10 protein-coding genes are annotated in these 13,389 nt (G+C 68.9%); 6 read left to right on the forward strand and 4 right to left on the reverse strand.

Annotated features, from left to right (window positions below):
• Positions 1 to 5 precede the first annotated feature (5 nt).
• Together KF796_07920 and KF796_07925 are read right to left on the reverse strand one after the other, a co-directional pair.
• The gene (locus KF796_07920; GenBank protein MBX3586556.1) at positions 6 to 4,283 is read right to left on the reverse strand and encodes a DUF11 domain-containing protein; all 4,278 of its coding nucleotides are present in this window, start codon (positions 4,281 to 4,283) and stop codon (positions 6 to 8) included.
• A 174-nt stretch (positions 4,284 to 4,457) separates the two neighbouring features.
• Positions 4,458 to 7,514 (reverse strand): Rne/Rng family ribonuclease, encoded by a 3,057-nt coding sequence (locus KF796_07925; protein MBX3586557.1) that lies wholly within the window; start codon positions 7,512 to 7,514, stop codon positions 4,458 to 4,460.
• Positions 7,515 to 8,016: 502 nt separating this feature from the next.
• Between KF796_07925 and KF796_07930 the strand changes: the two genes are divergently transcribed.
• From KF796_07930 to KF796_07945, 4 genes are read left to right on the forward strand one after another with little or no spacing between them, the layout of a single operon-like run.
• Positions 8,017 to 9,000, forward strand: coding sequence for an RluA family pseudouridine synthase (locus KF796_07930; protein ID MBX3586558.1), 984 nt, complete (start codon positions 8,017 to 8,019; stop codon positions 8,998 to 9,000).
• Complete coding sequence (locus tag KF796_07935) at positions 8,978 to 9,640, forward strand: HAD-IIIA family hydrolase (protein MBX3586559.1); 663 nt, start codon at positions 8,978 to 8,980, stop codon at positions 9,638 to 9,640. Before KF796_07930 ends, KF796_07935 begins: the two co-directional genes overlap by 23 nt.
• On the forward strand, positions 9,633 to 10,001 hold the full coding sequence (locus KF796_07940) for a Rieske 2Fe-2S domain-containing protein (GenBank protein MBX3586560.1): 369 nt from the start codon (positions 9,633 to 9,635) through the stop codon (positions 9,999 to 10,001). Before KF796_07935 ends, KF796_07940 begins: the two co-directional genes overlap by 8 nt.
• A gap of 1 nt (position 10,002) precedes the next feature.
• Positions 10,003 to 11,031, forward strand: a complete 1,029-nt coding sequence (locus KF796_07945) for a S49 family peptidase (GenBank protein ID MBX3586561.1) — start codon at positions 10,003 to 10,005, stop codon at positions 11,029 to 11,031.
• Between the two features lie 7 nt (positions 11,032 to 11,038).
• On the opposite strand, the gene KF796_07950 is transcribed toward KF796_07945, so the two are convergent.
• On the reverse strand, positions 11,039 to 11,803 hold the full coding sequence (locus tag KF796_07950; protein MBX3586562.1) for an SAM-dependent methyltransferase: 765 nt from the start codon (positions 11,801 to 11,803) through the stop codon (positions 11,039 to 11,041).
• Positions 11,800 to 12,396 carry a septum formation inhibitor Maf gene (maf, locus tag KF796_07955; GenBank protein MBX3586563.1) on the reverse strand — a complete coding sequence of 199 codons (597 nt, stop codon included), beginning with the start codon at positions 12,394 to 12,396 and terminating at the stop codon, positions 11,800 to 11,802. Before maf ends, KF796_07950 begins: the two co-directional genes overlap by 4 nt.
• 25 nt (positions 12,397 to 12,421) lie before the next feature.
• On the opposite strand from maf, the gene KF796_07960 reads away from it, so the two are divergent.
• Entirely contained in the window at positions 12,422 to 12,970 is a 549-nt protein-coding gene (locus KF796_07960; GenBank protein ID MBX3586564.1) for a DUF177 domain-containing protein, read from the forward strand.
• A 131-nt stretch (positions 12,971 to 13,101) separates the two neighbouring features.
• The gene (rpmF, locus tag KF796_07965) at positions 13,102 to 13,284 is read left to right on the forward strand and encodes a 50S ribosomal protein L32 (GenBank protein ID MBX3586565.1); all 183 of its coding nucleotides are present in this window, start codon (positions 13,102 to 13,104) and stop codon (positions 13,282 to 13,284) included.
• Positions 13,285 to 13,389 lie beyond the last annotated feature (105 nt).

A 13,389-nucleotide genomic window follows, 5' to 3' on the forward strand; every position in this document is an offset into this window, starting at 1 on the left:
CCCCGCTATTGACCGGTGGCCGTCACGCTGCAGGTCAGCAGCAACGTGACCGACCCGCCCGAAGGCAGCACCGGGATGGTGAACCCCCCCTGGACCGTGGCCGCCGGCACCGAGGCCGCGCCGCACGAGGCCCCGCCGCTGGCCGAGCACGGGGCCGCGGTCACGCACGACAGGCCCGTGGCGACCGGGTCCATCAGCACCGCGCCATCGGCGCTGGACGGGCCGTTGTTGGCCACCGTCACCGTATACGACGTGGTGGTGCCCGAGGTGACGGTGCCCACCCCATTGCTCTTGACCACCGTGAGCAGCACCGAGCCCCGCACCGTGTCCACGTCAGTCGCGCTGTTGTTGCCGGTGTTGCTGTCGGTCATGCCGGCCGGCAGGTCGATGGACGCGGTGTTGGTGACCGTGCCGTTGAGCGCCGTGACCGAAGCGGTCACCGTCAGCGTCAGCGTGGTGTTGGCGGGCAGGGCGGGCACGGTCAGGCCGCTGCCTTCGAGGGCCGCCAGGCTCAGGCTGAGCGGGCATTGCGCGCCGGTGCCGCTGGCGGCGCAGCTCAGCGCCGTCTTGCTCAGTCCGGACGCGGCCGGGTCCTTGATCACGATGCCGTCGGCCGGGCCGGGCCCGTTGTTGCCCACGGTCAGCACATAGCTGGTGGTGGTCAGCGTCTGCACGGTGCTGGTGCCGTTGCTCTTGGTGATGAAGGGGTCGGCGTTGGGCGTGCACTCGCGCAGCACGATCTGGGTCGCGCCAAAGTTGTCGCCGGTGCCGCCGCCCGCGGTCTGGGTGTCCCACAGCTGCAGCGTGACGCCCGTGGTGGTGGCGCCAAAGCTGCGCTGGCGCAGGGTCCAGGTGTCGGAAGTGCCCGTGCCTTCATTGGCATAGCCGTCGGTGCCGCCCAGCGTGAAGGTGGTGGTGCCGGCCACCACGCGGAACTGGATCTGCGGCGGGTTGGCCACCGCCGAGCCCGGGTTCTGCGCGTTCGAGCCGTAGTACAGCCATTCATAGGTGCGCCCGGCCACCAGGCCGGTCACCGCCTGCGACCAGATGCGGTAGGCCGCGCCGGTGTTGTTGCCGTTGCTGTAGAGCCAGTTGGTGGCCGTGGCCACGCTGCGCGCCGGGTCGCCGGGGAACGGGCGCTGGGTGACCGTGCCATAGGTCTGCGCGCCGGTCTGCGGGCCCACACTGGTGTCGGGCAGGTTGGTGTTGACCGGGTACTGGGTGACGCCGCTGCCGACGGACGAAGCGGTGTCGGCAAAGTCGCTGTTGACCAGCAGGTTGACGATGGATTCCGTGGTGCCCGCCGGGCAGATGCCCGCGCTTGAACTGACCGCCGCGGTGGAGGCCGCGACCCGGCTGGTGTCCAGTGCGCTGTTGTTGGCGCTGTTGATCTCGGTGACACCGGCGGGCGCCGTGATGGACACCGAATTGGTGACCGTGCCCGTGGTGGCCGTGACCTGCGCATTGAGCACGAAGGTGACCGTGCTGCCGGCCGGAAACACGGGGATCTGGGTGCCAGCCTGGAAGGTGGCCGTGGTCAGGCCGGCGGGGCAGCTGGCGCCGCCCTGGGCCGAGCATGAAATGCTGAGCTTGGCCAGCCCCGTGGCCGCCGGGTCGGTGATGGTGGCGTTGGCGGCCGCGGACGGGCCCGCGTTGGCCGCGACGATGGTGTAGACCGTCACGCCGCCCGCGGTGACGGTGGTGACGCCATCGGACTTGGTAACGCTCAGGTCGGCCGATGGAACGGTGATGACCGTGGCCACCGTGCCCGTGTTGTTGCCCGGGGTCGGGTCGGTGTAGCCCGCGGGCAGGCTGACCGTGGCGGTGTTGGTGATGCTGCCGGCCGATGCGGCGACGCCGTCCACCGTGATCTGCAGCTGGCCGCCGCTGGCGATCTGGATGCGCGGCAGCGTGATGGTGCCGCTGCCCACGGCGCCGGTGCCGCCGGAGGCCGTGTCGCAGTCGGCCGAGCCCGCCAGCACGCTGCAGGCCCAGGTCACGGTGCCGATGTTGGCGGGCACGATGTCGCTCACAGTGACGCTGCCCGCGACGTCGGCGGGCCCGGCGTTGGACACCAGCAGGACGTACTGCACCGCGCTGCCCACCTCGGCCGTGGCCGGCCCGGTCTTGACCAGCGACAGGTCGGCGCTGGTGGCGGTGGAAGAGCCCGAAATGGTGATGTCTTCGCCGGTGCTGGAACCCGAGGCGTAGCTGGCGCCGCCCACCACATTGCCCGCCGCGTCGGTGCCGCCGGGGCTGACCGTGCCATTGAGCGCGGTGTTGGCGGCGCCACCCGAGACGCGCGTGGCATCGGTGAGCGAGAGGCTGGCGCCGTTCTGGTAGGTGCCGTTGGCCGCCGAATTGAGGTTCACGGCAAAGGTCAGGGTCAGGTTGCTGCCGGGAGCCAGCGTGAACCCGGCTGTGCCGCTGCCGGCCGTGCCGAACACCAGCGTCGCGGTGGTGCCGCCCAGCGTCACAGGCGACGTGGGGCCGCTGGCGCCGGCGCCATACGCCACGGTGGCGGTGGTGGCATAGCGCGAAAACGGCGCGGGCAGGCTGTCCGAGATCGACACGCCATAGGCCACGCCCGAGCCGCTGGCCGGGTTCGCGATGTTGATCACGTAGTTGCCCGTGGTCTGGCCCGGGAGCGTGCGGGTAGGCGTGGTGGTGGTCTTGACGACGGTGAGTTGCGGCTCGCATTCATAGCCTGGCCGCACCCCGGCGATGGAGCTGGCGCTGATGGTGCTTGCGCTGACGCCGGCCGAGCCGGGCTGGGCCAGCATGTTGCCCGAGAAGCCCTGGTACAGGTCCTCGGCTGAGTTGCCGTTGGCGCCGCCGGCCAGCGCCGTCGCGCCGAGCGGGCTGTTCGAATAGACCGCGCCGCCGCCCGCACCGCCGCCCGGGCCTTCGCGCTCGCCATCGCAGCAAGGCTGGTTGGGGGCGCCGGTGCGCGGCGTCTTGTTGGAGTTGGCGCCATTGCCGCCGCGCGCCTGCGCCGTCACATTGCCGTGGCCGCTGCCGGCCGTGACCACGATTGAACCCCCGGCGCCGCCGCCGCCGCCAGCGTCGTTGCCGTTGTCGTCGTCCCAGCCGCGCTGGCCGTCGGCGCGCAGCACCAGTCCGCCGCTGATCTTGCCGGCGCGCACCATCACAATGCCGCCGCCGTTGCCGCCCGAGCCGCGCGGCGGGGTCGAGTTGTTCATGCTGCCCGAACCGCCGCCACCGCCCATGAAGACCCGGCTGGCCAGCAGCACGCCATCCTGCGGGGTGCGCGAGCCGCCATAGCCGCCACGGTCGGCCAGGCCGGGCGTGTCGCCGTTGTAGGTCTGGCCGCCGCTACCGCCCTCGCCGCCATTGCCGCCGCCGCCGCCGGCGGCATTGTGGCTGTTGCCGCCACCGCCCGCATTGGCGGGCGCGCCGCGCATGGCATCGCCATTGGTGTAGCCCGTGGCGCCGTTGTCGATGAAGGTGGCGTTGGTGTTGTTGAAGGCGGTGCCGCTGTTGTAGCCGCCGGCGGTCGAGGTCTGCACATAGCGGGGCGTGCCCGCGATGCCCTCGCCCTTGGAGCCGCCGTCGTTGTAGTTGGTGGAGCGGTAAAGGTAGTTGCCCGGGATGTTGGAGTTGGGCGCGGTCTGGTGAACGCCGCCGCGAAAGCCACGGGTCGAAGCGTCCACATGCGGGCCCGCGCCACTGGCCGTCAGCACCCCCGTGACGTCGATGGCCACCACGCCACCGACCAGGCCGGTCCAGCCCAGGGCCAGCAGCGGCGACGCGCTGTTCACCGTCACGCCGGGGTATTGCGGTACGCGGATCACCTGGTAGGTGCGCCGCGGGGCAGCGGTGTTCTGGACATAGGCGTTGGTCAGCGCCGGGGTGAAGGTGACGACCGAGCCCGCCACCTGGGTGACGCGCACATACTCGTACAGGCCGGCCTGGTTCAGCGCGGTGTAGCCATTGGCCTGGGAGGCTGTGGTGACGGGGGTGTTGCCCGCGGTGCCGGTCCCGTCGCCATAGCGCTCATCGTCGCTGGTGTCGATGCTGGCGCCCTGCATCTGGATCACGAGCAGCAGGTCGTTGACGGTCACGGTGCCGGCCGCGCCAGAAGCCGGCGTGCCCAGCGTCAGGCTGGTGGCGCCCGCGGCCGGGCTGCCGGTGCCGGGGTAATAGGTGTTGACGATGCCCGAGGGCGTGCCGGGTGCGTCCTTGCCCGGGGCCGCGCAGGTCTGCGCCAGGCCCGGGAAGGCCAGCATCCAGCCGGCCGCGGCCAGCAGCAACGCTTTCAACCAACGGTTTGTCATGGCATGTGCGACGAATCAAGACCGGCCAGGCCGGAAAACCGTATTGTCACATGTTGTTACATAGAGGCTTGCCAAGCTGCAAACCCTCTGCCCAAAACCGGCGTTTTGTCAGGAATGTCACGATGGCCGGCCAGCATGGAGGCTGGCCGGCGAGGCGGCTCAGGGCGTCGGGCCCGTGCCCGACTCGAAGGGCAGCGTCATGTCGCGCAGGTCCCGGCGGGTTTCCACCAGCACCAGGGGGCCCTCGTCGAGCACGATCATCGGCGGCCGTTCGCGCGGCACGCGCACCGGTTGCGGCTCGGCGGCGATCGCGGCCTGGGCCGCCGCGATCTTGCTGGCGTCGGAGTTGACCCATTGCAGGCCTGACTCCTCAGCGACCTGGATGAGGTCGGTCACCGGCAGCTGGAAGGGCTGGACCCGGGGCAGTCCCGCCGGTGCGGCGGTGGCCGTCGCGCGGTTGGCCACCGGCGCCGGTGCGGGAGCGGGGGCGGAAGCCAAGGGCGCCTGGGGCGCTACAGATTCAGGAGCGGCGGGCGCCATGTTGGCGGGTGCTGCAGCCTGTGGCTCTTCAAACATCGGGGCCTGGACGGGGGCCGATGTGCCCGCTTCGTCGCGGGACACGCGCTGTTCCGGGCGCTCACCGCGCTCGCCGCGTTCACGGCGGTCACGTCCGTAGCGGTCGCGCGAGCGACGGTCGCGGCGCTGCTCCTCACCCGCCGCGGCGGCCGGGTTGTCCTGCGGCATGTCCTGGTGCGCGTGGGATTCGAGCACGGCATCGGCCATGGGGGCGGGCTGGGCCATGCCCAGGTCGGCCACGGTGGCGATGGTTTCGCCGGTAGCGGGTGCCATGCCCCCCTGGACGGCCTGTTCGTCGCGCGGGCCGCGGTCGTTGCGGCGCTCGCCGCGCTCACCACGTTCACGGCGGCCTTCACCGCCTTCGCCCCGCTCGCGCCGGCCCTGGCCGTCACCGCGTTCGCCACGTTCGCGGCGGCCTTCGCCCCGCTCGCCCTGGCGGGGCGGGCGTTCCTGGCGCACCTCGGCACCGGCTTCCACGCCGGGCGGCGTGGTGACCTGGCCGGCTGTGGGGTTGGGTGTGCCGCGGCTGTCCGCGTCGCGGCGCTCGCGCTGGCCCTGGCGCTCGCCCCGTTCGCCGCGCTCTGCGCGGTCATTGCGGCGCTCGCCGTCGCGGCCGCCACGGCCGTCGCCATTGCGTGCGCTGCCTTCGGCGGCTTCGCCACGGGCTTCCGCCCGGGGTTCGTTGCGGCGCTCGCCATCGCGCCCGCCATCGCGTCCGCCACGGCGGCCACCGCGGCGTTCGCCGTCACGGCCACCGCGGCCTTCACCGCGACCGCCGTCACGACCACCTTCGCGGCGCTCGCCATCGCGGCGCTCGCCATCGCGGCCACCCCGGCCAGCTTCGCGCTTGTCGTCCTTCTTCACTTCGGCCGCGGGTGCCGGGGCCGCCACGGGGGCCGGCGCCCCAAACAGGCTCTTGATCCAGCCAAAGAAGCCGGCTTCAGCCGGCACCGGCGCGGGGGCGGGCGCAGCCACCGGGGCCTTGGCCGCCGGGCGGGCGGCGGCGGGCTCGGGGCGCGGCAGCGCCACGGGTGCGGGCGCATCGGGCAGCACGCCCTTGATCACCGGGTCCTGCTTGTTGGCGCGCTCCTGCGAGCGGCGCGTCACGGTGGTGGGGTCCTCGACCTCCTCGGCCATGCTGTAGCTGGCCTCGATGCGGTCCAGCCGCGGGTCGTCGTGCTTGAGGCGGTCGAGCCGGTAGTGCGGTGTTTCCAGCGTCTTGTTGGGCACCAGCAGCACGTTGATGCGCTGCTTGAGTTCGATCTTGGAGATTTCGGCGCGCTTCTCGTTCAACAGGAACGAGGCCACTTCCACCGGCACCTGGCACAGCACCGAGGCCGTGCTGTCCTTCATGGACTCTTCCTGGATGATGCGCAGGATCTGCAGCGCCGAGCTTTCGGTGTCGCGGATGTGGCCCGAGCCGCCGCAACGCGGGCAGGGGATGGACGAGCCTTCGCTCAGCGCGGGCTTGAGCCGCTGGCGGCTCATTTCCATGAGGCCGAACTTGCTGATGGTGCCGAACTGCACGCGGGCGCGGTCCTGGCGCAGCGCGTCGCGCAGGCGGCTTTCGACTTCGCGGCGGTTCTTGCTCTCCTCCATGTCGATGAAGTCGATGACGATCAGGCCGCCCAGGTCGCGCAGCCGCATCTGGCGCGCCACTTCGTCGGCGGCTTCCAGGTTGGTGCGGGTCGCGGTTTCCTCGATGTCGCCGCCCTTGATGGCGCGGGCCGAGTTCACGTCCACGCTGACCAGGGCCTCGGTGTGGTCGATCACGATGGCGCCGCCGCTGGGCAGTTGCACGGTGCGGGCATAGGCCGACTCGATCTGGTGTTCGATCTGGAACCGGCTGAACAGTGGCGCGTCGTCCTTGTAGCGCTTCACGCGCGCCGCGTGCTCGGGCATCACGTGGGCCACGAACTGGCTGGCCTGTTCGTAGATGTCGTCGGTGTCGATCAGGATGTCACCGATGTCACTGTTGAAGTAGTCGCGGATCGCGCGGATCACCAGGCTGGATTCCTGGTAGATCAGGAAGGCGCCCTTGCCGCCCTTGCCGGCTTCGTCGATGGCGCTCCACAGCTTGAGCAGGTAGTTCAGGTCCCACTGCAGTTCATTGGCGGCGCGGCCGATGCCGTTGGTGCGCGCAATGATGGACATGCCGTTGGGGTACTCGAGCTGGTCCATGGCCTCCTTGAGCTCGGCCCGGTCGTCGCCCTCGATGCGCCGGCTCACGCCGCCGCCGCGCGGGTTGTTGGGCATCAGCACCACATAGCGGCCGGCCAGCGAGATGAAGGTGGTCAGGGCGGCGCCCTTGTTGCCGCGCTCTTCCTTCTCGACCTGGACCAGGATTTCCTGGCCTTCCTTGATCACGTCGCTGATGCGGGCCTGCGAGACCGGCACGCCCTGGGCGAAGAACTGCTTGGAGATTTCCTTGAACGGCAGGAAACCGTGGCGGTCCTCGCCGTAGTCCACGAAGCAGGCTTCGAGGCTGGGCTCCACGCGGGTCACGACCGCCTTGTAGATGTTGCCCTTGCGCTGTTCGCGCCCTTCGATTTCGATTTCGTAGTCGAGGAGTTTTTGTCCATCGACAATGGCCAGCCGGCGTTCTTCTGCCTGCGTGGCGTTGATCAGCATGCGCTTCATCGCATCACCTTCTTTTTTTCAAAACATCACATGCCCGCAAGGGGCAACGATGCCGACTGACGCGTTTTGAAACGAAGGGAACTGCCGTGGCGTCGCGCCCGCTGAACTAGATCAGCAGGCGGGACAGGGGCACATGGATGGGGGCGAGGAGGAGGGGATGCTGATCCGCTACAAATGGGGTAGCGTCCTGCGCAGGACGGGCGCGGGCTCCAGGCGACTCCATGCCAAAGGCCGGGGCCGAAAGCCACCGCCAGCAGGCAATAAGAAGCGCCATCAACACAACAATTTCTCGCTTTGATCCGTCCCACCGCAACTGGCGAAGGGACTGGGGTATTCCGTATCAGTGTTTCAATGCGTCGGCTTGACTTGCGTCATGGCGTACCACGGTTGGCGTTGGCCTTCAGTCTGTACGCGATGCAACAAATGGCATCGACCTTCCAGCGCGGCCTGTGGTGACGTGGACTAAACTCCAGACAAATCAACCACTTACAGCGTTACGCTAGTGAAACACATTATAGGGGGCGGCGGACCTCCCGCAAGCCCTCAGGTGAAATCAGTGACGGTGGACGAGGATTCCGCCGGGCAGCGGCTCGACAATTTCCTGATCCGCGAGCTCAAGGGCGTGCCCAAGACCCATGTGTACCGCATCATCCGCAGCGGCGAAGTCCGGGTCAACAAGGGCCGGGCGGCCGCAGACACCCGGGTGGCGCTGGGTGACGTGGTGCGGCTGCCGCCGGTGCGCACCTCGGAAGCCGCCAGCCAGAAGCTGGAGCGCCCGGCACCGCCGCGCGAGTTCCCCATCCTGCTGGAAGACGAGCACCTGCTGGCCATCGACAAACCGGCCGGCGTGGCGGTGCATGGCGGCAGCGGGGTGAGTTTTGGCGTGATCGAGCAGTTGCGCCAGGCGCGGCCGGCCGCAAAGTTCCTGGAACTGGTGCACCGGCTGGACCGCGAGACCTCGGGCATCCTGCTGGTGGCGCGCAAGCGTTCGGCGCTGACGAAGCTGCAGGACCAGTTCCGCGAGCGCGAAACCGGCAAGACCTACCTGGCGCTGGTCACGGGCCATTGGCCCGCGAACCGCAAGGTCATTGACGCGCCGCTTCACAAATACCTGCAGGCCGACGGCGAGCGCCGGGTCAAGGTGGTGGGCAAGGACGACCCGGACGGGCTGCGCTCGGTCACACTGGTGAAGGTGGCGTCCAGGCTGGCCGACTTCAGCCTGCTGGAGGTCACCATCAAGACCGGCCGCACCCACCAGATCCGGGTTCACCTCGCCTCCCAGGGGCATCCCATCGCCGGTGACGACAAATACGGCAACTTTGAACTCAACAAGACCCTGCAACGGCAGGGCCTGCGCCGCATGTTTCTTCATGCCTGGCGGCTACAGTTCACCCATCCGGCCAGTGGCGAGCGCATCGCGCTGCAAGCCGCGCTGCCACCCGAACTCCAGGAATTCATTGACCATGCCGCGCCCAAGACAGTTTGACCTGATTGCCTTCGACTGGGACGGCACGTTGTTTGATTCCACCCGGATCATCGTGCGCTGCATCCAGCGCGCGGTGGTGGACGTGGGCGGCGCGCTGCCCACCGACAAGGCGGCCGCCTATGTGATCGGCATGGGCCTGATGGAGGCGCTGGCGCATGCTGCCCCCGATGTGCCGCCCGAGCGCTATCCCCAGCTTGGCGCCCGTTACCGCCACCACTACATGGCGCACCAGAACGACCTGAGCCTGTTCGACGGCGTGCTGCCGCTGCTCGCCGACCTCAAGGCCAGTGGCCACCTGCTGGCCGTGGCCACGGGCAAATCGCGCCGCGGGCTGGACGAGGTGCTGCACACGGTGGAATTGCAGGGCATGTTCGATGCCTCGCGCACCGCCGACCAGACGGCCGGCAAGCCGCACCCGCTCATGCTGCAGGAGCTGATGGCCGAGTTCGGCACCGATGCCGGGCGCACGCTGATGATCGGCGACACCACCCATGACCTGCAGATGGCGCTCAACGCCGGCTGCGCCAGCGTGGGCGTGAGCTATGGCGCGCACGAGCCCGACGCGTTCCACGCGCTCAAGCCGCTGCAGGTGGTGCATTCGGTGCGCGAGTTGCACGACTGGCTGCTGGCCCATGGCTGACACGCTGATTGCCCTGTGCGCCTCGGCCGACCTGCGCGACGGCGGCGACGCCGTGCCGTTTGACGTGGTGCTGGGCGGCCAGACCTGCCGCGCGTTCGCGATCCGCTTTGAGGGGCGGGTGCACGCCTATCTCAACCGCTGCGCCCATGTGGCCATGGAGATGGACTACCAGCCCAACCGCTTTTTTGACGACACCGGCCAGTGGCTGCTGTGTGCCACGCATGGCGCGGCCTACCAGCCGGCCACCGGCGCCTGCGCGGGAGGGCCCTGCCGCGGTGGCCTCGTGAAAATCGGCCTCACCGAGCAGGACGGTGTGGTGCACTGGCATACTGCCTACAACCTCCAACCCGTTGAGTTCTGACATGAATGAATCCCATCCTCCCGGCCATCCGGAATTTGAGGAAAAAGAGCCTGTAGTCCAAGCCAGCCGGGCACCATCTGCTAGCAAAAATGTAGCAAACGAGGGTGCCGGCTGGGAGCGCGCCACGCTCGAGAAGCTGGCGCTGGCCGCGATCGAGGAGCAGCGCGCCACGCGCCGCTGGAAGAGCTTCGTGCGCCTGGCCTGGCTGGCGTTCTTTGTTTTCCTGGTGTGGGCGCTGATGTACCGCGGCACGCCTTCCACCGACAAGAGCCTGCCGCACACGGCGGTGATCGAGATCAAGGGCGAGATCGCCTCGGGCGCCGATGCCAGCGCCGAATTCGTGGTGGCGGCCATGCGCGCGGCATTTGAGGACGACGGTGCGCAGGCCGTGGTGCTGCTGATCAACTCGCCCGGCGGCAGCCCCGTGCAGGCCGGCATCATCAACGATGAAATCCGCCGCCTCAAGGGCAAGTACAAGAAGCCGGTCTATGCCGTGGTCGAGGAGTCGTGCGCGTCGGCGGCCTACTACATCGCCGCGGCCTCAGACAGGATCTTCGTGGACAAGGCCAGCATCGTGGGCAGCATTGGCGTGCTGATGGACGGCTTTGGCTTTACCGGGCTCATGGACAAGCTGGGCGTGGAGCGCCGCCTCATGACCGCCGGCGAGAACAAGGGTTTTCTCGATCCGTTCAGCCCGCAGACCGACAAGCAGCGGGCCTTTGCCCAGACCATGCTGGACCAGATCCACAAGCAGTTCATCGACGCGGTCAAGGCCGGCCGCGGCAAGCGGCTCAAAGACAACCCCGAGCTGTTCAGCGGCCTGTTCTGGACCGGCCAGCAGGCCATCGAGCTGGGGCTGGCCGACCAGCTGGGCAACCTGGACTTTGTGGCGCGCGAGATCGTCAAGGCCGAGGATCTGGTGGACTACACGCGTCGCGACAATGTGGCCGAACGCCTCGTCAAGCGGTTTGGCGCCTCGCTGGGCGAGGGCGCCATGCGCGCGCTGCGGGCCGCGCCCGCGATCCGCTGACGGCCCCTCAGCGCCCGATCGCGAACACCGCCGGGGTGTGGGCCGCCAGCGGGGCCTCCTTCTGTTTCCAGCCCTTGACGTTGTCGCAGCGGCAGGCTGCCTGTGCCAGCGTCAGCCCGCTGCCCACGGCCAGCCGCGTGTTGTGCTGCAGGGTCTGCATCAGCGCCTGCCACAGCGCGGCGTTGCGGTAGGGCGTTTCGATGAACATCTGGGTCTGGCCGCTGCGCAGCGCCAGGGATTCGAGTTCACGGATGCGTTGCGCCCGCTGCGCCGCGTCTTGCGGCAGGTAGCCGACAAACGCAAAGCTCTGCCCGTTCAGGCCGCTGGCCGCCAGCGCCAGCAGCAAAGACACCGGTCCGACCAGCGGCACCACCTCGATGCCCAGGTCGTGCGCGGCCCGCACCACGGACGAACCGGGGTCGGCCACGGCGGGCATGCCGGCCTCGCTGGCCAGGCCCATGTCGTGGCCCTCAAGGGCCGCGGCCAGCATTGGCCGGGCATCAAACTGGCCTGCATGGTCGCCCTTCTTGTGCACCTCGCGCGGCAACTCCTGGACCGAGAGTGCCTGAAGCGGCTGCGCCAGCGGCACCAGGTCATTGACCCGCTTGAGGTAGGCGCGCAGGGACTTGGCGTTTTCGCAGACCCAGTGGCCCAGGCGGGCCGCCGTCTGCAGCGTGCCGGCGGGCATCACGTCCTGCAGCGCGGTGGGGGTGTCGCAACCGAAATCAAGCGGCGCGGGCACCAGAAAAAGCCGGCCTTTGGCGGGCGTCATGCGGGCACCCGGATGCCCGCGGCGCGGATCATCCGGCAGGTGCGGATCAGCGGCAGGCCGACGAGGGCGGTGGGGTCGTCATTGACGATGGCCTCGAGCAGCGCAATGCCCAGGCCCTCGCTCTTGGCGCTGCCGGCGCAGTCATAGGGCTGCTCGGCGGCCAGGTAGGACTCGATCTCGGCATCGCTGAGATCGCGAAACCGGACCTCGACCGGCGCCAGCGCGGCCTGTTCAAAGCCGCTTTCCAGGCAGACCACGGCCACGGCGGTCTGGAACACCACGGTTTGCCCGCGCATGCGCCGCAACTGGGCCGTGGCCCGTTCATGGTTGCCAGGCTTGCCCAGGGGCTCGCCGGCCAGATCCGCCACCTGGTCGGAGCCAATCACCACGGCCTGGGGGTATTTGGCCGCCACGGCGTGCGCCTTGGCCAGGGCCAGCCGGCTCGCGAGCGCCGCGGGGGCCTCCCCGGGCAGCGGTGTTTCGTCGACATCGGGCGACGCGGCTTCAAAGGGAATGCGCAGGCGCGACAGCAGTTCGTGCCGGTAGCGGGAGGTCGATCCCAGAATCAGGGAGCGTGGCGGGACTTGGGTCATCGCGTGATTCTCTTACACTGCCCGGATGAAGAAAGAGTTTGTGGCCGGGCGTCTGGACGTGGTGGCTTTCGCGCAGGACGGTGCCAGGCTGGACGGGCTGGAGCCCTTGCGCAGCCGAACCCGCCTGCTGGCCGAAACCCAGGGGCTGGGCGCTGACCTCGGCATCCGCTGGTCTGCGGTGGGGGAATTGCGGCCCAAGGCCGGCGCCGAGCCCGAGGTCTGGCTGCATCTGTCGGCCCTGGCCGTGTTGCCGCTGACCTGCCAGCGCTGCCTGGGGCCGGTGGACGTTCCGCTGGAGGTGGAGCGCTCGTTCCGCTTTGTGGCCGACGAGGAAACCGCCAGCGTGCTGGACGACGAATCGGAAGAGGACCTGCTCGCGATCAGCCGCAGTTTCGACCTGCATGAGCTGGTGGAGGATGAGCTGCTCATGGAGATGCCGCCCGTGCCACGCCACGACCAGTGCCCCACGGAAGTGAAGTTAGCGGCCGCTGACGAGGCGTTCGAGGCGCAGGAAGCCAGCCAGCCGAACCCGTTTGCCGTGCTGCAAAAGCTCAAAACCGATAAACGCAATTAAATCAACAAGTTGGGCTATAATCATGGGCTTCGCGCAATTCGAGCATCTGGATTGCTGCGGTCAGTTTCGTCCAACCTTCAACCCGGTGCCGCGCCAGCCGCTGCGGCGCCACCCTTCTCCAGGAGCCCCTCATGGCCGTCCAGCAGAACAAAAAATCGCCGTCCAAGCGCGGCATGCACCGCTCGCACAACGCCCTGAATGTGCCGGGCATTGCCGTGGAACCTACCACCGGCGAAACCCACCTGCGTCACCACATCAGCCCCAATGGCTTCTACCGTGGTCGCCAGGTGCTGAAGAACAAGTCCGAAGCCTGATCCCGCTTCCCCCTGCCGAAGGCCCGGCGCCGCAGTTCCTGCGGCAACGGGCCTTTGTCTTGATGTCCCTGTCCTGCCCGCCGCGTTCGCGGCACCGCTTGCAGA

The organism is Ramlibacter sp. (assembly GCA_019635435.1).
Lineage (GTDB): Bacteria > Pseudomonadota > Gammaproteobacteria > Burkholderiales > Burkholderiaceae_C > JAHBZM01.

Excerpts from the sequence above, each read along its gene's own strand:
- KF796_07925 (MBX3586557.1), bottom strand. The coding sequence starts at position 7,514 with ATGAAGCGCATGCTGATCAACGCCACGCAGGCAGAAGAACGCCGGCTG.
- KF796_07935 (MBX3586559.1), top strand. The coding sequence starts at position 8,978 with ATGCCGCGCCCAAGACAGTTTGACCTGATTGCCTTCGACTGGGACGGC.
- KF796_07940 (MBX3586560.1), top strand. The coding sequence starts at position 9,633 with ATGGCTGACACGCTGATTGCCCTGTGCGCCTCGGCCGACCTGCGCGAC.
- KF796_07945 (MBX3586561.1), top strand. The coding sequence starts at position 10,003 with ATGAATGAATCCCATCCTCCCGGCCATCCGGAATTTGAGGAAAAAGAG.
- KF796_07950 (MBX3586562.1), bottom strand. The coding sequence starts at position 11,803 with ATGACGCCCGCCAAAGGCCGGCTTTTTCTGGTGCCCGCGCCGCTTGAT.
- maf (MBX3586563.1), bottom strand. The coding sequence starts at position 12,396 with ATGACCCAAGTCCCGCCACGCTCCCTGATTCTGGGATCGACCTCCCGC.
- KF796_07960 (MBX3586564.1), top strand. The coding sequence starts at position 12,422 with ATGAAGAAAGAGTTTGTGGCCGGGCGTCTGGACGTGGTGGCTTTCGCG.
- rpmF (MBX3586565.1), top strand. The coding sequence starts at position 13,102 with ATGGCCGTCCAGCAGAACAAAAAATCGCCGTCCAAGCGCGGCATGCAC.